This is a genomic window from Nonomuraea sp. NPDC052129, assembly GCF_040680095.1.
GTDB lineage: Bacteria > Actinomycetota > Actinomycetes > Streptosporangiales > Streptosporangiaceae > Nonomuraea.
In genome coordinates, this window is sequence record NZ_JBFAVX010000024.1 from 105667 (window position 1) to 127932 (window position 22266).

The window sequence follows — 22266 nt, forward strand, 5'->3', positions numbered from 1 at the left end:
GAGCATGTACTTCGGCGGAGACTACAACCCCGAACAGTGGCCAGAGGACGTCTGGCTGGAGGACGTCCGGCTGATGCGGGAGGCGAAGGTCAACCTCGCCACCGTGGGGGTCTTCTCCTGGGCTCGGCTTGAGCCGTCGGCGGGCGTCTGCGACTTCGGCTGGCTCGATCGCGTCATGGACCTGCTGCACGACAACGACATCCAGGTCAACCTGGCGACCCCGACGGCCTGTCCGCCGCCCTGGTTCGGCCTGGCCCATCCGGACGCGATGCCGGTGCGGGCCGATGGGACTCGGCTCACACATGGCAGCCGTGACACGTACTGCGTCAACGCGCCCGCCTACCGGGTGGCCTCGCGCCGCATCGCGACGGCGCTCGCCGAGCGGTACGGCGCCCACCCGGCGACGGCCATGTGGCACGTGCACAACGAGTACGGCACGACCTGCCACTGCGATCACTGCGCGACGGCCTTCCGCGCCTGGCTGCGTGACCGGCACAAGTCCCTCGACGCGCTCAACGACGCGTGGACCACGGCCTTCTGGAGCCAGCACTACTCGGCGTGGGAGCAGATCATGCCACCGCGGACCACCCAGTACCGGTCGAACCCCGCCCACCTGCTGGACTACCGCCGCTTCTGCTCCGACGCGCTGCTCTCCCACTACCGCGAGCAGCGTGACATCCTGCGCGTCCATGGGCGGCAGCCGGTGACCACCAACTACGTCATGGCCGGGTGGACGCCGCTGGACCACTGGAAATGGTCGGCCGAGGTCGATCTCGTGGGCATCGACCACTACACCGACGAGCCCGGCGACGGCGGGCTCGCCCAGGTCGCCTTCGCCGCCGACCTGGCCCGCTCCTGGGCGCGCGGGAAGCCGTGGCTGCTGATGGAGCAGGGCGTCGCGGCCATGTACGTCCCTGATGGGACGCTCCCGTTGGAACCGGGAGAGCACACGCGGCGCAGCCTGGAATACGTGGCCCGCGGGGCCACCGGAGTGCTGCATTTCCAGTGGCGCGCCTCCCAGGGCGGGGCGGAGCAGTGGCACCAGGGCATGGTCCCGCACGCGGGCGCCGACAGCCGGGTCTTCCGCGAGATCGCCGACCTGGGCCGGACGCTCAGCGCCCTTCCGCCTGCGGAGCCCGCCGAGGCCGAGGTGGCCATTCTCTGGGACGACGAGGCCGCCTGGGCCCTGCGGAACCCGGCCCTGCCCGTGGCCGGGCTGGACTTCCGCGCGTCGGTGGAGCAGGTGCACCGGGGGCTGTGGCAGCGGGGCCTCGCCACCGACTTCGTCCACCCTTCTCACGATATTTCGCGCTATCGGGTGGTGCTGATGCCGTCCCTGTATCTGATCTCTGACGAGGCCGTCGCCAACCTCACCGCGTACGTCGAGGGCGGGGGCGCCTTGATCGTGTCGTACTTCAGCGGCATCGCCGACCCCGACACCCGCGTCCGGCTGGGCGGCTACCCTGGCGCGCTGCGCGACTTGCTCGGCGTCCGTGTCGAGGAGTTCCGCCCGCTGACCGGCCCCGTCGCGCTGTCCGACGGGACGGCCGGCGCCTTCTGGAGCGAGAGCGTCCAGTTGACCGGCGCCACGGCGACCGTGACCTACGCCGACGGCGGCCCGGCGGTCACCTGGCACCAGGTAGGCGCGGGCGCCGCCTGGTACGTCTCGACCAAGCTGGACGCGTCCGGACTCGCGAACGTCCTGGCACAGGCCGGCCTCTAGCAGCGGTTCGCGCGCTCGCGTCGACCTTGGCCCGCGTGCCGAACGACGGATCCGCACAGTCTGAAAACCCAGAAATCGATAAAATAAGTGGGAACTCCTCTCTGGTCACGCCAAACTGATCACGAATCAGCGAGGAGATCCATCCCATGCCGAACCAGCCCGCACCGAACCTGTTGTCGTGGGCCAGCGAGATCGACGAAGGCGCGATCACGCAGGCCGCTCGTGCTGCCCGCCTGCCATTCGTCTCCGGGCACGTCGCGCTCATGCCCGACGCCCATGTCGGCATCGGCGCCACGGTCGGTTCGGTCATTCCCACCGAGAACGCGATCATCCCCGCCGCCGTCGGCGTGGACATCGGCTGCGGCATGGTCGCCACCGAGACGACGCTGACGGCCGCCGACCTGCCCGACACCCTCGCCGCCCTGATGCCGATGGTGGAGCACCGCATCCCGGCCGGAGTCGGCAAGGGCCATGACGACCCGTCGATGGACCGTGCCCTCAGCGATCTCGGCCTGCCGCACACCGATCTCAACCCGAAGCAGACCAAGAAGGTGTCCGACCAGTTCGGCACCCTCGGCTCCGGCAACCACTTCGTCGAGGTCTGCCTGGACGAGCGCGATCGGGTCTGGACGGTGCTGCACTCGGGTTCGCGCGGCATCGGCAACCAGCTCGCCCAGGCGCACATCACGGGCGCGAAGAAGCTGATGAAGAAGCAGGAGATCGGCCTGGAGGACCCGGATCTGGCCTACCTCGTGCAGAGCACGCCGGAGTTCACCGCGTACATCGAGGACATGCTGTGGGCCCAGCGCTACGCCATGGCCTCGCGTGCCCGGATGGACAAGGTACTGGTCAACGCCCTGTTCTGGGTCGCGGGCCAGGGTGAGCGGGTTCGTACGATCAACTGTCACCACAACTTCACCCAGCAGGAGACCCACTACGGCAAGTCCCTGTGGATCACCCGTAAGGGAGCCATCAAGGCCGACACCGGCGACGAAGGCGTGATCCCCGGTTCGATGGGCACCCGCTCGTACATCGTGCGCGGCCGGGGGAATCCCGAGTCGTACAACTCCTGCTCGCACGGGGCGGGCCGCCGCATGTCCCGTACGAAGGCGAAGCGGGAGCTGTCCGCGGCCTCCCTGACAGCGGCGATGAGCGGGCGGATCTGGAACGCGGACCGGGCCGCCGCGCTGGTCGACGAGCATCCCGAGGCGTACAAGTCCATCGACCAGGTGATGGCGGACCAGAAGGATCTGGTGGCGGTTCAGCACACCCTCCGCCAGATCTTCAACTACAAGGGGTGACTCACCCGCGCGCCCTGGCGACCAGCGAGGTCGCCAGGGCCGCGATCAGCGGGATGAGCGTGAGCCCGACCAGGTACAGCAGGCCGACCGGCCAGAGACCCTGGCCACCGCCCCGAAGTTCCCTGACCACGCCCGACGCGAAGTAGACGTAGAACGGAGCGGCGGCGAGCGGGCCCCACAGGAGGCCCACCTGAGGGGCGAACCACCCGGCCAGACCGGCCAGCACCGCCAGGACGAGGAACGCGGGCAGCAGGAAGGGCGAGTCGAAGAACTCACGCGGGGCCTCGGCGGAGGCCACGGGTGAGGTGGCGACGCAGAGCGCCACGGCGACGGCTCCTACGACGACGAGGACCAGGGCCCACACAAGGACGGAACGGGTCATGAGACTCCCCAAGATGAGGTGTGAAGGCCATCCTGATCGGCGACGGACCTTCCCACCATCCGCCGTGATACTCATCCGGCCTAGGTAGCTCCCGTGATCGCGGTCGCCTCACTGCGGGCGGCGGCGGCCGCCGTGAGGTCGCCGGCGGCGGTGTAGGCCTCCGCGAGGTCGGCCAGCGCGCCCGCCAGGAACTCCTGCCACCCCCGGGTACGCCAGAGCCTGACCGACTCCTCCAGATGGGCGACCGCCTCGTCGATCCTGCCCTCCGCCAGGTCCACCCCGCCGAGCACCCAGAGCGCGTCGGCCTGGTGGTGGGCCAGGCGGTGTGAGCGGCTCAGCATCTCGGCGGCCTCGGCCGCGGGCCGCGCTCTCGGGTCGTGGTGTCCGGCGTACAGCCTGGCCAGGGCGACCAGGCCCATCGCCTCCAGCAGGGGATCGCGGATCTGGCGGTAGATGGCCAGGGCTCTGACCAGGTATTCCAGCCCGGCGTCGAACTCCTGCGCATGCGCGTGCGCCAAACCCAGGAACTGCAGCGTCGTCGCCTCGAAGCGCGGATTGCCGAGCTTCTCGGCCAGCTCCAGGCCCCGCAGCAGGTGCACGATGGCCATCTTGATGTCGCGCGTCCCGTACGCCACCGCCATGCACACCAGCGCCCTGGCCTGCCCACTCTGGTGGCCGCTGCTCTCGGCCAGGCTCAAGGCGATCTGCCCGGACCGCAGGCCCTCCGCCATGTCGCCCCTGGCCGCCTCGCCCCAGGCCCGCAGCACGTACGCGTCGGACAGCCCGCGTTCCTCGCCCAGTTCGGAGAACAGGGTGATCAGCCGCTCGGCTCCCTCGTACTGCGCGGCCATGGCCTCGCCGCCGGTCTCCATCCACGTGGTGGCGTGCATGAGCCCGCGCCGGATCACCGCCTCGCCGAGCCTGTTGCCCGTCGCGAGGCAGACCTCCAGGACACGCTCGTGCAGCCCGCGCCAGTCGTCGAACTGCCCGCACACGTCGAAGTAGCGCTCCACGCAGCAGGCGGTGTCCCAGGCGACCTCGGCCAGACCCAGCGAGCACGCCTGGCGGATCGCCGCGATCAACGCCGTCCGCTCGGTGTCGAACCAGGCCATCGGATTCTGTACGGCCGGCCCGTCCCAGGGGGCGCCGTCGGGGGAGTTCCAGCGCGGGGCGGTGCCGTGGATGATGGCCGAGGAGGTGCCCGGCACCCGCTCGGTGGCGCGTTCGGCCAGCGCGAGCCAAGCGCCGAAGGCCCTGCTCAGGGCCGCGGCCACGGCCTCCGGCTCGTCCTCGAGCTCACCGCGCTCGCGGGCGTACAGGCGGACGAGGTCGTGGAAGCGGTAGCGCGGCTGGCCCGCCGCGTCCATCCCGCTGAACAGCACCAGCTGCGTGTCCACCAGCGTCTCGACCAGCTCCTCGCCGGCCGCCACGGGAAGGTCGAGCAGCGCCCCGGCCACCCAGCCCGCGAAGTCGGGCACGTCCAGCGAGCCGAGCAGCCGGAACGCCCGGCGCGCGTCGGGATCCAGCCCCACATAGCTGAGCGCCAGGCTGGCCCGGACGGCCAGGTCGCCGGTGGTGAACTGGTCCAGCCGCCGCCGCTCGTCGGTGAGCTGCCCGGCCAGGCGAGTCAGCGGCCAGTGCGGCCGGGCCACCAGGCGGGCGCCCGCCACCCGGACGGCCAGGGGTATGCCGTCCGACAGCCGGACGAGCTCGGCCGCCGCCTCCGGCTCGGCGGCCACCCGGTCGGCGCCGACGATCCTGGAGAGCAGTTGCACGCCCTGTTCGGGGTGGAGCACCGAGAGTTCGACCACTGCCGCGCCGGACAGCCCGGTCAGCCGGGTTCTGCTGGTGATGATGACGGCGCAGCCGGACGTACCGGGGAACAGCGGGCGAACCTGCTGCTCCGAGGCGGCGTTGTCGAGCACGATGAGCATCCGGCGCTCCGCCAGCCGGCTCCTGAAGACCGCGGCCCGCTCCTCAAGGGTCTCCGGCAGGGTGGGCCGCGGCACGCCGAGCGCGGTGAGGAAGGCCGCGAGCACCTGGGCGGGATCGGCGGGGGAGGACTCGGCGCCGTGCAGGTTGGTGTGGAGCTGCCCGTCGGGGTAGTGCTGGGCGATCAGATGGGCCGCGTGTACGGCCAGCGTCGTCTTGCCGACCCCGCCCATCCCCGCGATGACGTACACGCGCATGGGCCCCGGCCCCGGGGGCGGGCCGTCGCCGAGGAGGTCCGTCAGCTCGGCGAGCTGCTCGCTCCGCCCGGTGAAGTCGGAGATGTCGGCCGGCAACTGGGCGGGGGAGCGGGGAGAGGGGTCCTCCAGTGGCACGGTGGCGGACTCGACGGGCAGGGTGCCCGTGAGGATGGCCTGGTGCAGGCGCCGGAGCTCGGCGCCGGGATCGAGGCCGAGCTCGGCGGCGAAGACCCGGCGGGCGTCCCGGTAGGTGGCCAGCGCCTCCGCCTGGCGGCCCGACCTGGCCAGGGCGAGCATGAGCTGCCAGCGCGGCCGTTCCCGCAGGGGGTGCTCGCCGACCAGCCCGGTCAGCTCGGCGATGAGCGCGGCGTGCATCCCGCGGGCCAGGTCCGCCTCGATCCGGTTCTCCAGCGCGATCAGTCGCTCCTCCTCCAGGCGGTGCGCGTGGTCGCTGAGCCCGACGGTCAGGTTCAGCTCCGCGTACGCGGGACCGCGCCACAGGTCCAGCGCCTGCTTGAGCAGCTCGGCGGCCCGTTCGTGCTCGCCGGCGGACAGGGCGCTCCTGCCTTGCTCGGCCAGCTCCTCGAACCTGTCCGCGTCGAGCTCGCCCGGATGGAGGGTGAGTACGTAGCCCGCGGCGGTGCGGGTGATCCGGTCGTGGCCCAGCGTCCTGCGGAGCTGGTGCACGTAGAGCCGGAGGTTGTCCGGCGCGGTGCGGGGCGGGCTCTGGCCCCAGAGCGCCTGGATGAGCGTGGCGGGGGAGACGGGGCGCCCCGGACGGCAGAGGAGTTCGGCGAGCAGGGCACGCTGTTTTCCGGCGCCGAGCGGTAGGGACCGGGCATCGGCCGAGATGTCAAGCGGCCCCAGAACGGCGAACTCCATCGCGCCCCCGGACAAGACTAAAGTGCACAAAGAAGATCAAAGTCGCTTAAATGTGCACGATGGTTCTTTTCCCGTCAACCCATGCAACGCCAACATCGACGGAAGCCTTTATGACGGCTCCCGCCGATGTCAAGCCCGATTGTCAGCCGAAGGCGGCGGGCACGGCGAGGAAGAAGTTCAGGGCGATGGAGTCGCGGGTTCCCTTCCGGAAATCAGCTGCGGCGGCTGAAGGGGTCGTAGGTGTAGCGAGGAGTGATCACTATGCTCTCCGAGTAGGCACCGGGCGTCAGCGGCGGGGCGACGGAGAGCGGTGGCCCCCAAGGCTTCTTGAACACCGTCCACCTCCGCTGCGACGCGATAAGCCAGTCAGGCTCAGGCTGCTCAGCGGCCGTATAGGTGCCGTATAGATCGCGTTGGGGGCGCGATGCCTCAGCGGAGGGCGGCGGCCTCGGAGGCCAGCTTCTCCACGCGGCCCCAGTCACCCGCGGCCAGGGCGTCGGCCGGGGTCAGCCAGGTGCCGCCGACGCAGCCGACGTTCGGCAGCGCGAGGTAGTCGGGCGCGGTGGCCGGCCGGATGCCGCCCGTGGGGCAGAACCGCACGTCCGGCAGCGGGGCCGACAGCGCCTTCAGGTACGCCACGCCGCCCGCGGGCTCGGCGGGGAAGAACTTCAGCTCCTTCAGCCCCCGCTCGGCCAGCGCCATCGCCTCGGAGGCGGTCGCCGCGCCCGGCAGGTACGGCAGCCCGCTCGCGTCCAGGGCGTCGGCCAGGGTCAGCGTCGTCCCGGGCGATACCAGGAACTTCGCCCCAGCCGCCAAAGACGCCGCAATATCAGCAGAAGTCCGGATTGTTCCGGCGCCGACCGTGGCCTCCGGAACCTCGGCGGCGATCCTGGCGATGGCCTCCAGCGCGCCCGCCGTACGCAGGGTCACCTCGATGACCGGCAGGCCGCCCGCGACGAGCGCCCGCGTCAGCGGCACGGCCGTCTCCACGTCGTCGATCACCACGACGGGGATGACGGGGGCGAGATCGAGCAGGCTCATGAAAGTTCTCTCCTCAATGGGTACAGCTCAGTGACATGGGGCAGCCGCTCCCCTGCGGCGCGCTGCGCCAGCCAGGCGGCGGCGCCCGTCAGCGCCGGTTGCGGGGCGACGATGAGCGTGGTCGCGATGGCCGACAGGTAGCCGGCCATGTCCGGGTTGTCGGCGAACCTGGCTCGGAAGTCGCTGGTACGCACGCGCTCCACGATACGGGGCAACACTCCGCCGCCGAGATAGACGCCACCCCGGGCGCCGAGCGTCAGCGCCACGTTCCCGGCGAAACTCCCCAGCATCCCGCAGAACACCTCGACCGTCTCCGCGCACAGCGAGTCGTCCAGCCGCGCCACGATGTCCGCCGACGACAGGCGAGGCGCGTCGACGCCGTTGACCTCGGCGAGCGCCCGGTGCAGCACCACCAGGCCGGGGCCCGACAGCACGTGCTCGGCCACCACGTGGTCCAGGCCCCCGGCGCGGAGCACCCGGACGATCTCCCGCTCCCGGTCGTCGCGCACCGGTATCGTGACGTGCCCGCCCTCGCCGGAGACCGGCGTCCAGCCGCCGTCGGTGGGCACCAGCCCGGCGACGCCGAGCCCGGTGCCGGGCCCGAGCACGGCCTTGACGCCGTGGGCGGGTTCCGGGCCGCCCAGGGACGCCAGGTCGCCGGGCTCCAGCCGGGGCAGCGAGACGGCCAGCGCCTCGAAGTCGTTCAGCATCATCGTGTAGGGCAGGCCGAGGTCGTTCGCCGAGCCGCTCCAGGCCGAGTTCGTCAGCGCGTAGCGCTCGCCCTCGACGGGTCCGGCCACGGCCAGGCACGCCGCTCCCGGCCGCACTCCGCCCGCGTGCTGCGCGAGGTAGGCGGCTACGGCTTCCGGGAGAGTGGCGTAGTCGGCTCCCGCCAGGACCGCGACGTGCGACGGCCGCGCTCCCGGCGAGGTGACCAGCCCGAACCGGGCGTTGGTGCCGCCGATGTCGGCGACCAGCCACGGCAGATCGAACGCGCTCACGACAACTCGCCGACGCGCCGCGAAGAACCAAAGAGCACAGTGTTCACCTGGCGATGCTCGCGTGCCGCCCGCGAGGGGCGCCCGACTCCAGGTGCGAGGCGCCCGCCTCGGCGGGGAAGCCCAGCCCGGGGCCGTGGTCCGGCGACTCGGCGCCGCTGATCCCGAAGATCCCCGCCCCCTGCTCCGCGTGCCCCGCCATGCGGCGGAACGTCGCGAACAGCTCGCGCCCGGTCCCCACCCACTGCGCGTCGCTCAGCGGCCGGCCGCCGGGCGTGCGCCGGGCCAGCTCCTCGGCCGGGACCAGCACCTCCAGCGTCCCCGCCGCCGAGTCGAGCCTGATCACGTCGCCCTCGCGGACCAGCGCGATCGGCCCGCCGTCCGCCGCCTCGGGCGACAGGTGGATGGCCGCGGGCACCTTGCCGGAGGCGCCCGACATGCGGCCGTCGGTCACGATCGCCACCCGCTGCCCCCGATCGAGCAGTACGGCCAGCGGCGGCGTGAGCTTGTGCAGCTCGGGCATGCCGTTCGCGCTCGGCCCCTGGTAGCGGATGACCGCGACGAAGTCCTGCCCGTCCAGCTCGCCCGCCTCGAAGGCGCGCAGCAGTTCGAGCTGGTCGTCGAACACCTTGGCCGGCGCCTCGATCACCAGATGCTCGGCCTTGACCGCCGACACCTTGCTGACGGCCCGGCCCAGGTTGCCCTCGACCATGTGGATGCCGCCGTCGGCGGAGAACGGCGCGGCCACCGGCCGCAGCACGTCGAGGTCGGCACTGCCGCCGGTCACCTCCGACCAGGTCAGCTTCCCGTCGGACAGCGTCGGAGCCGACCGGTAGTGGTCCAGCCCACGCCCCGCCACGGTCAGCACGTCGGCGTGCAGCAGGCCCTCGTCCAGCAGGTCGCCGATGAGCACCTGCATGCCGCCGGCGTCGCGGAAGTGGTTCACATCCGCCTGGCCGTTCGGGTAGATCTTGGTCAGCGAGGGCACGACAGCCGACAGGCAGGCCAGGTCGTCCCAGGTCAAGACGATGCCCGCGGCGGCGGCCATGGCGACCAGGTGCAGCGTGTGGTTGGTGGAGCCGCCGGTGGCCAGCAGCGCCACGCAGGCGTTCACGATCGACTTCTCGTCGACCAGCTCGCCGACCGGGGTGTACTCGGGGCCGTGCGCGGTGATCTCCACGGCCCGGCGCCCGGCCGCCTCGGTCAGCGCGTGCCGCAGCTCGGTGTGCGGGTTGACGAACGTCGAGCCCGGCAGGTGCAGGCCCATGACCTCCATCAGCGCCTGGTTGGAGTTGGCGGTGCCGTAGAAGGTGCAGGTGCCGGGGGAGTGGTACGACTTGGCCTCGGCATCCAGCAGCTCGTCCCGGCCCACCTTGCCCTCGGCGAACAGCTGCCGGGTGCGGGCCTTGACCTTGTTCGGCAGCCCCGAGGTCATCGGGCCGGCCGGCACGAAGATCGCGGGCAGGTGCCCGAAGTGCAGCGCCCCGATCAGCAGGCCCGGCACGATCTTGTCGCAGACGCCCAGCAGCAGCGACGCGTCGAACATGTCGTGCGACAGCGCGATCGCGGCCGACATGGCGATCACGTCCCGGCTGTAGAGCGACAGCTCCATACCGGCGCGGCCCTGGGTGATGCCGTCGCACATCGCGGGCACGCCGCCCGCCACCTGCGCCACGCCACCGGCCGCGCGCACCGCCGCCTTCAACTCGGCCGGGTACGTCTCGTACGGCTGGTGGGCCGAGAGCATGTCGTTGTAGCTGGTCACGATCGCCACGCCGGGCTTGGCCGTACCCATCAGGAGGGGCTTGTCGGCGGCCGGCGCGGCGGCGAAGCCGTGTGCCAGGTTGGCGCAGCCCAGGTGCGCGCGGGCCGGGCCCTTGGCGCGGGCGGCTTCACCTTCACGCCGGATCCGCTCCAAGTAGACGGTGCGGCTGGCTCGGCTGCGTTCGGTGATCCGGTCGGTGATCTCCTGGACGACGGGGTGCATCGACCCTCCTTCAGTGGGTCCTTGACCCCAAGTCGGCTTGTTCACGCTTGGTCCTCTTCGTGCCACTCGCGACCGCTGCGGGCGAGCAGCTCGTGGGCGCCCGCCGGTCCGGTGGACCCGGCGGGGTAGGGCTCGGGCAGTTCGGCGGACGACTCCCAGGCGGCCAGGATCGGGTCGATCCACTGCCAGGCGGCGGCCACCTCGTCACGGCGCATGAACAGCGTCGGGTTGCCCGCCAGTACGTCCATGAGCAGCCGCTCGTACGCCTCGGGTACGCGCGCGGTGAAGGTCTTGCCGAAGCTGAGGCTCAGCGGCACCGGCTTGAGCGCCACCTCGCCCGCTCCCGGCTCCTTGGCCATGATGTGCAGCTCGATGCCCTCTTCCGGCTGCAGTCGCAGGACGAGGCGGTTCGGCGAGCCGCCGGGGTAGATGGAGTGCGGCACGTCCTTGAACTGCACCACGATCTCCGACGCCCGGCGCGGCAGGCGCTTGCCGGTGCGCAGGTAGAACGGCACCCCGGCCCACCGCCAGTTCTTGACCTCGGCGCGGATCGCGGTGAACGTCTCCACCCGCCGCGACGCCTCGGTGGGCGGGGTGGAGGCGGGCTCGTCCAGGTAGCCGGGCATTCCGTCGGCCTCGGTGTACTGGCCGCGCACGGTGAAGCGGTCGACCTCGGTGCCGGTGATGGGCCGCAGCGCCTGGAGCACCTTCACCTTCTCGTCGCGGATCGCCTCGCGGTCGTTGCGGGCCGGCGGCTCCATGGCGGTCATGCAGAGCAGCTGGAGCAGGTGGTTCTGCACCATGTCGCGCAGCGCGCCGGCCTGGTCGTAGTAGCCGCGCCGGCCGGGCGTGCCCACGGTCTCGGCGGCGGTGATCTGCACGTGGTCGATCCAGAGGGAGTTCCAGATCGGCTCGAGGAAGGCGTTGGCGAAGCGGAGCACGAGCAGGTTCTGCACGGTCTCCTTGCCCAGGTAGTGGTCGATGCGGAAGATCTGCGCCTCGTCGAAGATGGCGCCGACCTCCTCGTTGATCCGCTGGGCGCTGGCCAGGTCGCGGCCGAGCGGCTTCTCCAGCACCACCCGCGAGCGCGGCGTCACCAGGCCCGCCTGGTCCAGCTCGCGGCAGAACGGGCCGAACGTCATCGGTGGGCTGGCCAGGTAGAACACCCGGTCGCGCTGCTCGTGCCCGCCCAGCAGAGCGGCCAGCGCGCGCCAGCCGGACCGGTTCGTGCCGCCCACGTCGACGGACACGTGGTGCAGGCGGCCGAGGAAGCGCTGCCACGCGCCGAGGTCGGCCGGGACCTGGTCCCGTACCTCGGCGTCCACCTTGCCGCGGAAGTCCTCGTCGGTCAGCCCGCCCCGGGACATAGCGATGATCCGCGTCTCGGGCGAGAGCCGGCCTTCCACGTCGCTGTGGTAGAGCGCCGGGAGCAGCTTGCGCATGGACAGGTCGCCGGTACCGCCGAAGACGACAAGGTCGGCGGCGTGCGCGGTGGCGGGGGTGGGAGAGGGGGACACGGCTGGGAACTCCGATGATCTACCAAGCAGGGACAGAACGGACACTAGTAAGAGTTGGGTAACTACACAAGCAGAGTTTTGCTATTTGAGATAAAAAAGTCGAGACTTTTCATTACCTAACCTCCTGTGATTCACTTGGCGGATGCCTCGACGTACCGCCGCGACGCTCGCCACGAGTGGCGAGGTGCTCCGCCTCATCCGCACCGGTGAGGCCGTGACGCGAGCGGATCTGGGCCGGGTGACCGGTCTGTCCCGCCCCGCGGTGCAACTGCGGGTCGGTGAGCTGCTCGACCGCGGTCTGGTCGTGGAGCGGGCCGACGCGCCGTCCACCGGCGGCCGGCCGCCGGTTCGCCTGGAGTTCAACGCCGTCGGCGGCGTGGTGCTGGTGGCCGCCCTCGGCGCCACCCGTACGCGGGTGGCGGTCTGCGACCTGGCGGGCCGCGAGCTTGAGGGGCGCGACTTCGCCATCGACGTCGAGCAGGGTCCCGACGTGGTGTTGCCGCTCGTCATGGACACCTGGGACGAACTCCTCGGCGACCGGCCGCGCTCGATGCTGCGGGGCGTGGGCATGGGCATGCCCGCCACGGTCGAGTTCGCGCAGGGCCGCACCGAGAGCGCCAGGGTGATGGCCTCGTGGACGGGCGTGGTGATCCCGCCGGTGGTCCGCGAGCGCTTCCCGGTGCCCGTACTCATCGACAACGACGTCAACCTGCTGGCCATCGGCGAGCACCGGGGCGCCTATCCCGACCTGGACGACCTGATGTTCGTCAAGGTGTCCACCCGGATCGGCGCGGGCGTCATCGCGGGCGGCGAGATCCTGCGCGGCGCGCTCGGCGCGGCGGGCGAGATCGGCCACATCCCCGTGCGCGACGGCGGCGGCGTGCTCTGCCGCTGCGGCAACATCGACTGCGTCGACTCGGTCGCCAGCGGCACCGCGCTGCTGCGCGACCTGCGGGCCGCGGGCAAGGACGTCAAGACCATCGCCGACGTGACCGCGCTGGTGCGCGCCGGGGACGCCGAGACGATGGCGATCGTCCGCGAGGCGGGCCGTCAGATCGGCGAGGTGCTGGCCATCGCCGTCAACATCCTCAACCCGTCGGTCGTGGTGCTCGGCGGCGACGTGGCCGAGGCGTTCGGGCCGCTGGTGTCGAGCATCCGCGAGGTCGTCTACCGCCGCTCCACCGCGCTGGCCACCCGTCGGCTGCGCATCGAGCCCAGCAGGCTGGGCGCCGGGGCGGGCATCAGCGGGTGCGCGGTCATGGTCCTCGACCACGTGCTCTCGCCGGACGCCGTCGACGAGAGCATGATCGCCCGCCTCAAGGTCACTTCCTGACGGTCGGGCTTCAAGATCACTTACTGACGGTCGGCCGCAAGGCCGCTTCCCGGCGGTCGGCGGCGGTCAGGCCCTCACCGCTGGGGATGCCGGTTCGGCCAGGGCTTCTTCGTCTTGCGCGGTGGCGTGATTCGGTCCGAGGGGATGCTCCTCGGTGGTTGCGTGCGGCCCATGGCCGCCTCGGGCAGCGCGGGCTGCAGCGTGGCGATGGCCGTGCGGTTGGGCTGCGGAGTCGGTGACGCGCTCTGGGTGGGGCTCGCCTGGGGGCGCGGGGTGCCGGTCGCCCGGGTGGCGTCAGGGGTGGCCGGGGCGGTCCTCTTGGCGCGGCGGGTGGGCACGGGGTCCGCGGGGGGCGGCGTGGACTGGACCGGACGCGTGACCGGGACACGATAGCGGGCGAGCTTCGACTCGATCACTCCTGGCTCGCGCCGCGCTGAGCCCGGGTGGTGGCCACGGTCGGGCAGGCTGGCCATAGTGAGCTGTGTCCCGGGGAAGACGCCGCCGACGAGGATCGCCGCGGTGGCCAGCATCAGGCAGCCGGCCATCAATCCGGCGACCATCAGAATCCGCCTGCGCCGCTCTGTGTGATCCACAGGCGCCGATGATAGTAACTCGGCACCCCATCTCGGGTGACTCCCGGCGAATCGTGATCAAGTTCCCCGGCGGTCAGCACGCGCACAGCAGACCGCGCAGCGCGGTCTCCAGGCAGAGCGCGGTGTGCGCGGGCGTCGGCCACGCGAAGCGTACGAGCTGCTCGTCCGCCCGGACCGTCGCGCCGTAGCGGTCCAGCTCCCACAGCCACACGTCCCCGGCGTCTCCGCCCAGCTGCTTGGCCACGCCGCCCGCGAGCTGGGCCCGGTGCGATTCGTTGATGTGGGCCAGCACGCGCTCGGCGGTGGTGGCCAGCGGGTCGGGGGTGGCGTCGAGGTAGTCGTCGGCGTCGAGCACCCCGGAGTCGTGCCCGGTCAGGTACACCACCTGGCCGACGTCGAGCCGCAGCAGCCGGGGCGCGTCCGGCCGGCCGTACCTCTCCAGCGCCTCGAACAGGGCCTCGTCGGCCGTGTGCGCCGCGACCGCGACGGCGGCCCCGCGCGCCTCGCTCTCGGGCACCGCCTGCGCCCATCCCTGCACCTCGAGCAGCCCGCGGGGATGCGACACCTGGCCGAGCACGCGCATGGCGGTCAGGTTCACCGCCACGACGGCGTCGTCGCGCAGGCCGTGCAGCGTCTCGCCCGGCCGCACCAGCAGCACCGGGCGGCCCCGCTCGTCGACCCCGCCGCGGGCGGGCGCGGGGGCGCCGTCGACGGACAGCCGGCCGACGCTCGCCGACGCGGCCAGAGTGCGGATCCGCTCGGGGATCGTGAGCATGGCGCCTCCTTGAGATCTCACTTAGCTATAGGTTAGCCTTGCCTAAGTAAGGACTACCTAACCATATGAGGTGAACGTGCGCTACACCGGTCCGAAGGTGCGACTGTCACGTCGCGCGGGCGTCCCGCTGACCAAGAAGGCCGTCCGCTACTTCGAGCAGCGCCCCTACCCGCCGGGCGAGCACGGCCGCAAGACCAACCGCCGCAACTCCGGCGACTACGGGCTGCGGCTGCTGGAGAAGCAGAAGCTGCGCTGGTACTACGACGTGTCGGAGCGGCAGCTGCGCCGCTACTGGGACCTCGCCGTGCGCAAGCCGAGCGCGTCGGGCGCCGAGCTGGTCACGCTGCTGGAGACCCGCCTGGCCTCGCTGGTGCTGCGGGCCGGCCTGGCCCCGTCGATCTACGCGGCCAGGCAGTACGTCAACCACGGCCACATCGCCGTCGACGGCCGCAAGGTGGACATCCCCAGCTACCTGGTCAAGCCCGGCCAGGTCATCACCGTGCGGGAGCGCTCACGCCGGATGCAGCCGTTCGTGGCCGCCGCTGAGGGCGTGTACGCCGATGAGCGGATCGCGGCCTACCTGTCCGTCGATCATTCTGACCTGCGATTCACACTGGTCAGCAGGCCCGAGCGCGAGCAGATCAGCGTACCGGTGGACGAGCAGCTGGTCGTGGAGTTCTATTCTCGTTAGCCGTGAGTGATGAAGGAGCCGCGAGTGCCGCGGGAGCCGCGAGTGGCGCGGAAGTCGCGGAAGCCGCGAGCGGCGTGGGTGAGCGCCATGCCAGCTGGCTGGAATTGTTCTTCGACCTCGTCGTGGTGGTGGCGGTCGCCCAGCTGGCGCACCGCCTGCAGCACCCGACCTGGGGCGATGTGGCGCTGTTCGCCATCCTCTACTACGCGGTGTGGAGCATCTGGACGTCCCTGACGCTCTACTCCAACGTCCGCGCCGAGAAGACGCACTTGCGCAGCATGCTGATCGGCATGTTCGGCATCGCGGTCATGGCGGCGGCGGCCCCCGACGTCGCCCACGCCATCCCTGGCGTGGGCACGCACGACAAGTGGTTCATCGCCGCCTACATCACCTGCCGGGTCAGCGCCTCCCGCTCGCTCCAGGCGGCCAGCACGGTGATGACCGCCTGGCCCGCGGCCCAGCTCGGCGCGGGCCTCACACCGTGGTTCGCCTCGCTCGGGGTGGAGGGCGAGTGGCGCTACTACCTGTGGGGCCTCGGCATCGCGCTGGACGTCACCTTCTCCATCCTGCAGAGCCGCCGGCCGGAGCGGTTGGTCAAGGAGATGACAGCACAGGCCGACCGGCTCAGGGCGCGCGAGCTGCGCCGGGCGGCCAGGGGCGGGAAGATCCTGGAGGCGCGCTACCTGGAGGCGCCGAAGGTCGCCGTGCTCGACCCCGCGCATCTGGGCGAGCGGCTCGGGCTGTTCGTCATCATCGTGCTGGGCGAGGCGGTGATGCAGGTCGTGATCGCCTCCTCCGGGCTCAACTGGGACTGGCCGCTCGGCCTGGCCGCCGTGGCCGGGTTCGGGCTGATCGTGTCGCTGTGGTGGCTCACCCTCCAGTACGGCCTGAGCGCCGTACCCGAGATCCACGAGCGGGGGCTCAAGCCGTACATCGCGCTGCCCGCGCACTACGCCATGACGGCGGGCATCACCGCGACCGCGGCGGGGCTCGGCGTGGTGGCGTCCGCGCCCGCCGAGCATCTGCACGGCGGGATCTCTTGGGTGCTGTGCGGTGGCCTGGCCGTCTACTTCGCCAGCTCCACCGTGCTCGGTGTGGCCAGCCGCGCCGGGCGCCGGTGGATCTGGGGCTGGGCCGTGCCCTCGATCGTGGTGCCGCTGCTGGTCGCCGCAATCGCGGGGCTGGTGCCGGCGTGGAGCGTGGTGGCGCTGCTGCTGGTGGTCGCCCTCTGGCGGGTGGTCTACAAGCCCGCCGCGCCTACCGTCGTCCCCGCTTGACCGAGCGGCCCCCGTTCCCGTTCCCGTTCCGGCTCCCGTTCCCGTTCCGGCTCCCGTTCCCGTTCCGGCTTCCGTTTCCGCTCCCATTCCCGTTCCCGCTCCCGCCCGGCTGAGCGGCCACTGCGGCCTCCGCCCGGTCGAGTAGCACGTTCTGCTCTTCGCGCAGCTCGGTGACCTCTTTGCGCAGTGCCGTCAGCTCGGCCAGGACCAGCTGGAGCGAAGCCGCGGTGTCGACCTCCTGCTCCGCGCGCTCGGCGGCCGACTCCTCCTCCATGGCGCTCACCACGACGGCCATGAACAGGTTGAGCACGACGAACGTGCACACCAGGATGAAGATCGTGAAGAAGATCCAGGCGGTGGGGTGGGTGTTCATCACCTCTCTGGCGATGTTGCCCCAGTCGTCGCCCGTCATCGTCTGGTAGAGGGTGAACAGCGAGGTGGGCAGGCTGCCGAAGCGGTTCGGCGCCGTGTCGCCGTACAACTTGGTGGCCATGACGGCGGCCACGTACAGGACCAGGGAGAGCAGCAGCACGATCGAGCTCATGCCAGGCATCGCGCGCAGCAGGGCCGAGACGACCCGGCGCAGGCTGGGCACCACCGACAGCAGGCGCAGCGCCCGCAGGATGCGCAGGGACCGCAGCACCGACAGGCCGCTCGTGAAGGGGGCCAGTGCGATCGCCACGATCACGGTGTCGAAGATGTTCCACGGATCGCGTGGGAAGCGCGAGCGTTCGACATAGATCTTGGCGAGCAGTTCGGCCACGAAGATGTAGAGCGCCGCATGATCGACCACGGTCAGCAGGTGACCGTAGCTCTCGACCACGGCGGGCACGGTTTCGAGGCCAAGGGTGGCCGCGTTGAGCAGGATGACGCCGACGATGAACCGCTGGAATCGCTGGTGCTCGACGAAGGCTCGGGTGCGTTCACGCACGGGAAGGGGCTCCTAAAGACGGATAAGTTGCCCCACCATGATGACGCAGGAGATCACTATGTCGGTGTCAGGCGAAAGACCCGCAGCTCCCGCCCGGACACCTCGGTGTAGCGGTCGAACAGCGGCCACCGCTCGATCAGCCACGGCCACGCCGCCTCGCGGTCGGCGCCGGTCAGCAGCGTGGCGGTGACGGGGAAGTCCTTCCCCCGGAAGCTGGCCGTGGCCGTGGGTGTCTTCAGCAGGTTGCCGCTCCACGCCGGGTGGTGGTCCTGGCCGAAGTTGCTGCCCACCACGAGGAGGGTGCCCTCGGGTTCGGGCAGGCAGGCGAGCGGCGAGCTGCGCGGCAGGCCGGACTTGGCGCCCGTGGTGACCAGGATCAGCGTCGGGATGACCGGATTGTTGCTGAGCAGCCGCCCCCGGGTCAGCCGGTGCACGGTCCGGTCGAGCTGCGGCATGAACTTGGGACCGGCCTTCATGAACCACTTGGCCGCCGCCAGCCGATGGAGGAAGAGCCTCAGAACCCGGAGCATGCGGCGAGTGTAGCAAGCGTTTGGTCAACTGCGGACGGCAGGGCGCCTGTGGTATAAAAAACCGCCTAATCGACAACGGGGGCGAGCGCAGATGTCCTATCCCAACTACGGCCCCTCCTACTACGGGCCACCGCCTCAGACGCACCCCAATGGCACCACGATCCTGGTCCTCGGCATCCTGAGCCTGGTCGTCTGTACGTTCATCGGCCCCTTCGCCTGGTCGATGGGCACCAAGGCGCTCCGGGAGATCGACCAGAGCGGCTACATCTATGAGAACCGGGGCATGGTGTCAGCCGGCCGCGTCTGCGGCATCGTCAGCACCTGCCTGATGCTAGCGGTGATCGGCCTCTACGCGATCATGTTGGTGGTCTTCGGTGGCGCCGCCATCCTCGGCGGCCTCGACGACTAGCGATCGGCGGCCATAGCCGCCGATCCCCGACTCCAGCAGGTCGAACGCCCTCGCCGCCTGCGTGCGCACGTCCGCCCAGATCTCCTGCCACTGCTCGCCCGCCATCTTGCGCCGTAGCGCGTGCCGTGTCAGCAGTCGCGTCGTGCTCAGGATCTGGTCCGCCACGAGCTGCGGAGTGAGGTCGTCGGGCCCGGCGCCGGTCTCCTCGGCGATGATGGCCGCCAGGTTGGTGGTGGAGATGTGCTCCACCTCGCGCATTTTGGCGATCAGCGCCGCGCTCTCCTCGACCATCCGGCCGAACACCTCGGCGCCCTCGCCCATCCCGTATCGCCACTCGCGGGCGTCGAGCGCGTCGAAGTAGTCGCGCCGGAAGGCGGCCACGATGCTCTCGCCGGGCCGCCGCTCGCGCACCACCTTGCTCGACAGGTCCACCACCTCGTCCTGCCGGTCGGCGAACAGGTCCTCTTTGGTGCCGAAGTAGTTGAACACCGTGTTGACCGACACGTCGGCGGCCCGCGCCACCTGCGCGACGGTGACGTTGTCGAATCCGTGGATCATGAACAGCCCCATCGCCATGTCGGCGATGCGCTGCCTGGTCTCACGCTTCTTCCGCTCGCGCAGCCCCTCTTCCATGCCTCCATACTACCAATATTGCAGTAGCACCAAAATTGTGGCTACTCTATTTTTGGAGGCGATGAAAATGATCAAGACCGTAGGTCTGCGCAAGACCTTCAAAGGCGGCGTCGAAGCCGTCAAGGGTGTGGACATATCGGTGGAGCCAGGCGAGATCGTCGGCTTCCTCGGCCCCAACGGCGCCGGCAAGACCACGACCATGCGCATGCTGACCACGCTGCTCCAGCCCACGTCGGGCACCGCCACGGTGGCGGGCCACGACCTGCTGGGCGACGCCCGCGAGGTGCGCCGCCGCATCGGCTATGTATCGCAGGGCGGAGGGATCAACCCGGCCGCCCCGCTCGGAGAGGAGCTCGAACTCCAGGCCATGCTGTACGGCCTCTCCCGCGACGAAGCCGGGCACCGGGTGCGCGAGGTGCTGGCCCGGCTCGACCTGACCGGCCTGGAGTCCAGGCCCGGAGGCGCCCTGTCCGGCGGCCAGCGGCGCCGCTTCGACATAGCGTTCGCCCTGCTGCACCGGCCCGTGCTGCTGTTCCTGGACGAGCCGACGACCGGGCTCGACCCGCAGAGCAGGGCCAACCTGTGGGACCACATCCGGGCGCTGCGCGCCGAGCAGGGCGTGACGGTCTTCCTGACCACGCACTACCTCGACGAGGCCGACGCCCTGTGCGACCGGCTGCTGATCATCGACCACGGCGGCATCGTGGCCGAGGGCGCCCCGGCCGAGCTCAAGACCGGCGGGCGCACGCTCGACGAGGTGTTCCTGGACATCACCGGCAGGTCCCTGCGCGAGGAGGCGGGCGTCTGATGCTGCGCGACACCTATCTGCTGTTCCGTCACAACCTGCGCGCCACGCTGCGGCAGAAGATCGCCATCGTCTTCGGCGTCATCCAACCGCTGGTCTTCCTCGTGCTGTTCGGGCCCATCTTCGCCACGATCGGCACCTGGGAGACGCTGGTGCCGGGCCTGATCATCCAGCTCGGCCTGATGAGCACCGGCATGGCCGGGTTCGGCGTGGTCTTCGAGAAACGTTCGGGCGTGCTGGAGCGCATGCGCGTCACCCCGGCCAGCCGCCTGGCCCTGCTGCTCGGCCGGGTGTTCAACAACGCGGTCACGCTCATCATCCAGGCCGTGCTGCTGGTCGCGGTCGGCTACGCCTTCGGCCTGCGCGCCCCTGCCGCGGGGGTGGCGGCCGGGCTCGTGCTGGTGGTCGTGCTCGGGCTCAGCCTGGCCGCGCTGTCGTACGCGGTCGCGCTGACGCTCGATGACCAGCTCTTCGCGCCGGTGATGAGCACCGCGGTGCTGCCGCTGGTCCTGCTTTCGGGCGCGTTCCTGCCCATGTCGATGGCGCCCGGCTGGCTGGACGCGCTCTCGCACATCAGCCCGTTCCGGTATGTCCTGGAGGCGCTGCGTGAGCTGTTCGCCGGACATTACGCCACCGGCACGGTCGGCGTCGGGGTGGCGGTGACCGTGGTCTTCGCCCTGGTCAGCGTCACGATCGGGACGCGGGTGTTCAACCAGGAGAACGCCTGAGCCGAGCCTGAGGTGGCGGCGGGCGCGGCCACCGCCACCACAGCGCTCGTCAGGACATGCTTCTGGCCCGGCGCTGGAGCGCGGCGATGATGCCGGCGGTGTCGACGATCCCGTAGCCGTAGTCGTAGTCGAAGCCCACCTCGCTGCGGTCCTCGCCCGTACGGCGGAGCAGCGCGCGCAGCTGCGCGGGCCGCAGCCGCGAGGCGGGCCAGCGCGTACGGATCGCCGCGACCAGCCCGGCGGCGACCGGAGTCGCGGCCGAGGTGCCCGAATCGGGCTCGGCATCGCCGAACGCCTTGGACCCGGAGAAATGGGTGTAAGCGCAGATGTCGGGCTTGCGGGCGGTCAGCCGCCCCGGCCCCTGCGAGGAGTAGCCGACCCGGGTGCCGCTCACGTCGACGCCGCCGATCGACAGGGCCCTGGGATGGGAGTTCGCGCCGGTGATCGGCCGGTTCGGGTAGGCGCACCGGCCGTCGCGGCACTCGCGCCCGCAGTTGCCGGCCGCGAACAGCACGTCGGCGCCCGCGCTGTCGAGGCTGGAGATCATCAGGTTGAACGGGTGCGCCGCGTTGTCGGAGTAGTTGCCCGGATGGCCGACGGGGAAATCCCACTCGGGGGAGAACGACCCCCACGAGTTGCTGATCACCAGCGCCCTCGACGCCTCGGGCTGCGCCTCGAGCACCATGCGCAGGTGCGCGAACGCGGCCACGGCGTCCGACAGCAGCCCGTCGAGCGCCGAGCCGCCCGGACGAGTGGAGCGCAGCACTGGGATGTCGATCAGCGACGCCTGTGGCGCGGCGATGAGCGTGTCGAAGGCGCACATCGTGCCATGGGCGACCTCGAACTCGCCCGCCCGGCCCTCGACGCCCGTGGGGTTCCAGCTCCGCTGGGCGTCGAGCGTGACGCCCCGGCCGAGCTGCCTGGCGACGTGGGCGGCGTTGATGCCGGTGTCGAGCACGGCCAGGGTCACCCCGGAGCCGTCCAGTCCCTCGGCGTGCAGTCCGGGGACGTTGAGCAGCCGTTCGACGTCGTGCCAGTCGCCGAACGGCGCGTCGCCGCCGCAGGTGAGCGAGGACTCGACGACCGGATCGGCGTAGACGCCCACGACGTCGGGCCGGAGAGTGGGCAGGAGGGTCACGCGGGTCAGGAGCTCGTCGTCGGAGATCGTGCCGCGAACCAGCACCGAGGCGTCCTCGGCCGCCAGGGAGAAGTCCAGCGGCTGGTTGAGTGAGAGCGGGTCGCCGCCGGGCGGCGGGACGGGCCGGGGGAGGGGCACGGGCGTGAAGGCGTGGTCGAGCTCGACTCCGGGCAGGCCGTCCGCGACGTCGGCCGTGGTGGCGGTCTGGCCGGGATCGGCGACTGCCGCGACCAGATCGGGAGAGGGGCGCAGCTGGATCAGGACGCGCATGAGGCACCACCGGAATGTTCGGAGGGAAATGAACCTCCCAAGATTCCTTCATCTGTCCGGGCGTGTCCAGCGCATCTCATAGGCTTTGACCTGCTGAAATGCCGTAAAAGCCGCCAAGGGGACGATATTCATT

Annotated in this window: 21 protein-coding genes; 8 read left to right on the plus strand and 13 right to left on the minus strand. The window is 70.9% G+C overall.

The features are described 5' to 3' along the window. Nucleotides 1-4 precede the first annotated feature (4 nt). A complete protein-coding gene (locus AB0L53_RS39245) occupies nucleotides 5-1723 on the plus strand; it encodes a beta-galactosidase (protein ID WP_364005454.1) in 1719 nt (572 codons plus the stop codon). A gap of 146 nt (nucleotides 1724-1869) precedes the next feature. Next, nucleotides 1870-3024 carry an RtcB family protein gene (locus tag AB0L53_RS39250; RefSeq protein WP_364005457.1) on the plus strand — a complete coding sequence of 385 codons (1155 nt, stop codon included), beginning with the start codon at nucleotides 1870-1872 and terminating at the stop codon, nucleotides 3022-3024. 1 nt (nucleotide 3025) lies between these two features. Here AB0L53_RS39250 and AB0L53_RS39255 read toward each other — a convergent pair whose 3' ends face one another. The 7 genes from AB0L53_RS39255 to zwf all read right to left on the minus strand — a co-directional run bounded on the left by AB0L53_RS39255 (nucleotide 3026) and on the right by zwf (nucleotide 12020). Beyond that, the gene (locus AB0L53_RS39255) at nucleotides 3026-3406 is read right to left on the minus strand and encodes a hypothetical protein (RefSeq protein WP_364005460.1); all 381 of its coding nucleotides are present in this window, start codon (nucleotides 3404-3406) and stop codon (nucleotides 3026-3028) included. Between the two features lie 80 nt (nucleotides 3407-3486). Further along, on the minus strand, nucleotides 3487-6492 hold the full coding sequence (locus tag AB0L53_RS39260) for a BTAD domain-containing putative transcriptional regulator (protein WP_364005463.1): 3006 nt from the start codon (nucleotides 6490-6492) through the stop codon (nucleotides 3487-3489). Between the two features lie 197 nt (nucleotides 6493-6689). Then, complete coding sequence (locus tag AB0L53_RS39265) at nucleotides 6690-6812, minus strand: hypothetical protein (RefSeq protein ID WP_364005466.1); 123 nt, start codon at nucleotides 6810-6812, stop codon at nucleotides 6690-6692. A 94-nt stretch (nucleotides 6813-6906) separates the two neighbouring features. Then, on the minus strand, nucleotides 6907-7518 hold the full coding sequence (gene eda, locus AB0L53_RS39270; protein ID WP_364005469.1) for a bifunctional 4-hydroxy-2-oxoglutarate aldolase/2-dehydro-3-deoxy-phosphogluconate aldolase: 612 nt from the start codon (nucleotides 7516-7518) through the stop codon (nucleotides 6907-6909). Next, on the minus strand, nucleotides 7515-8519 hold the full coding sequence (glk, locus tag AB0L53_RS39275; protein ID WP_364005472.1) for a glucokinase: 1005 nt from the start codon (nucleotides 8517-8519) through the stop codon (nucleotides 7515-7517). The genes eda and glk overlap by 4 nt, the downstream gene beginning before the upstream one ends. Nucleotides 8520-8562: 43 nt before the next feature. Further along, nucleotides 8563-10503: a phosphogluconate dehydratase gene (edd, locus tag AB0L53_RS39280; protein WP_357952639.1), complete on the minus strand. Its 1941-nt coding sequence runs from the start codon at nucleotides 10501-10503 to the stop codon at nucleotides 8563-8565. Nucleotides 10504-10544: 41 nt separating this feature from the next. After that, nucleotides 10545-12020 (minus strand): glucose-6-phosphate dehydrogenase, encoded by a 1476-nt coding sequence (gene zwf, locus AB0L53_RS39285; RefSeq protein WP_357952640.1) that lies wholly within the window; start codon nucleotides 12018-12020, stop codon nucleotides 10545-10547. 142 nt (nucleotides 12021-12162) lie between these two features. Here zwf and AB0L53_RS39290 point away from each other — a divergent pair, with 142 nt between their 5' ends. Next, nucleotides 12163-13353, plus strand: a complete 1191-nt coding sequence (locus tag AB0L53_RS39290) for an ROK family transcriptional regulator (protein WP_358553548.1) — start codon at nucleotides 12163-12165, stop codon at nucleotides 13351-13353. Nucleotides 13354-13427: 74 nt separating this feature from the next. Here AB0L53_RS39290 and AB0L53_RS39295 read toward each other — a convergent pair whose 3' ends face one another. Then, on the minus strand, nucleotides 13428-13946 hold the full coding sequence (locus tag AB0L53_RS39295; RefSeq protein WP_364005477.1) for a hypothetical protein: 519 nt from the start codon (nucleotides 13944-13946) through the stop codon (nucleotides 13428-13430). Nucleotides 13947-14019: 73 nt separating this feature from the next. Continuing rightward, nucleotides 14020-14721 carry a DUF2470 domain-containing protein gene (locus AB0L53_RS39300; protein WP_364005480.1) on the minus strand — a complete coding sequence of 234 codons (702 nt, stop codon included), beginning with the start codon at nucleotides 14719-14721 and terminating at the stop codon, nucleotides 14020-14022. A gap of 76 nt (nucleotides 14722-14797) precedes the next feature. Here AB0L53_RS39300 and rpsD point away from each other — a divergent pair, with 76 nt between their 5' ends. Further along, the gene (gene rpsD, locus AB0L53_RS39305; RefSeq protein WP_358184842.1) at nucleotides 14798-15412 is read left to right on the plus strand and encodes a 30S ribosomal protein S4; all 615 of its coding nucleotides are present in this window, start codon (nucleotides 14798-14800) and stop codon (nucleotides 15410-15412) included. Between the two features lie 2 nt (nucleotides 15413-15414). Beyond that, nucleotides 15415-16689 carry a low temperature requirement protein A gene (locus AB0L53_RS39310; protein WP_364005483.1) on the plus strand — a complete coding sequence of 425 codons (1275 nt, stop codon included), beginning with the start codon at nucleotides 15415-15417 and terminating at the stop codon, nucleotides 16687-16689. Here AB0L53_RS39310 and AB0L53_RS39315 read toward each other — a convergent pair. Beyond that, the gene (locus tag AB0L53_RS39315) at nucleotides 16670-17620 is read right to left on the minus strand and encodes an ion transporter (RefSeq protein WP_364005486.1); all 951 of its coding nucleotides are present in this window, start codon (nucleotides 17618-17620) and stop codon (nucleotides 16670-16672) included. The genes AB0L53_RS39310 and AB0L53_RS39315 overlap by 20 nt on opposite strands. A gap of 56 nt (nucleotides 17621-17676) precedes the next feature. Then, entirely contained in the window at nucleotides 17677-18150 is a 474-nt protein-coding gene (locus AB0L53_RS39320; protein WP_358553558.1) for a nitroreductase family deazaflavin-dependent oxidoreductase, read from the minus strand. 91 nt (nucleotides 18151-18241) lie between these two features. Here AB0L53_RS39320 and AB0L53_RS39325 point away from each other — a divergent pair, with 91 nt between their 5' ends. Further along, nucleotides 18242-18559 carry a DUF4190 domain-containing protein gene (locus AB0L53_RS39325; protein WP_357952647.1) on the plus strand — a complete coding sequence of 106 codons (318 nt, stop codon included), beginning with the start codon at nucleotides 18242-18244 and terminating at the stop codon, nucleotides 18557-18559. Here the strand turns inward: AB0L53_RS39325 and AB0L53_RS39330 are convergent. Then, nucleotides 18482-19192 carry a TetR/AcrR family transcriptional regulator gene (locus AB0L53_RS39330; RefSeq protein ID WP_364005491.1) on the minus strand — a complete coding sequence of 237 codons (711 nt, stop codon included), beginning with the start codon at nucleotides 19190-19192 and terminating at the stop codon, nucleotides 18482-18484. The two genes, AB0L53_RS39325 and AB0L53_RS39330, sit on opposite strands and share 78 nt — an antisense overlap. A 67-nt stretch (nucleotides 19193-19259) precedes the next feature. Between AB0L53_RS39330 and AB0L53_RS39335 the strand changes: the two genes are divergently transcribed. Next, on the plus strand, nucleotides 19260-20000 hold the full coding sequence (locus AB0L53_RS39335) for an ATP-binding cassette domain-containing protein (protein ID WP_364005494.1): 741 nt from the start codon (nucleotides 19260-19262) through the stop codon (nucleotides 19998-20000). Then, complete coding sequence (locus AB0L53_RS39340; protein ID WP_364005497.1) at nucleotides 20000-20725, plus strand: ABC transporter permease; 726 nt, start codon at nucleotides 20000-20002, stop codon at nucleotides 20723-20725. The genes AB0L53_RS39335 and AB0L53_RS39340 overlap by 1 nt, the downstream gene beginning before the upstream one ends. A gap of 49 nt (nucleotides 20726-20774) precedes the next feature. Here AB0L53_RS39340 and AB0L53_RS39345 read toward each other — a convergent pair whose 3' ends face one another. Then, the gene (locus tag AB0L53_RS39345) at nucleotides 20775-22133 is read right to left on the minus strand and encodes a S8 family serine peptidase (protein ID WP_364005500.1); all 1359 of its coding nucleotides are present in this window, start codon (nucleotides 22131-22133) and stop codon (nucleotides 20775-20777) included. Between the last annotated feature and the right edge of the window lie 133 nt (nucleotides 22134-22266).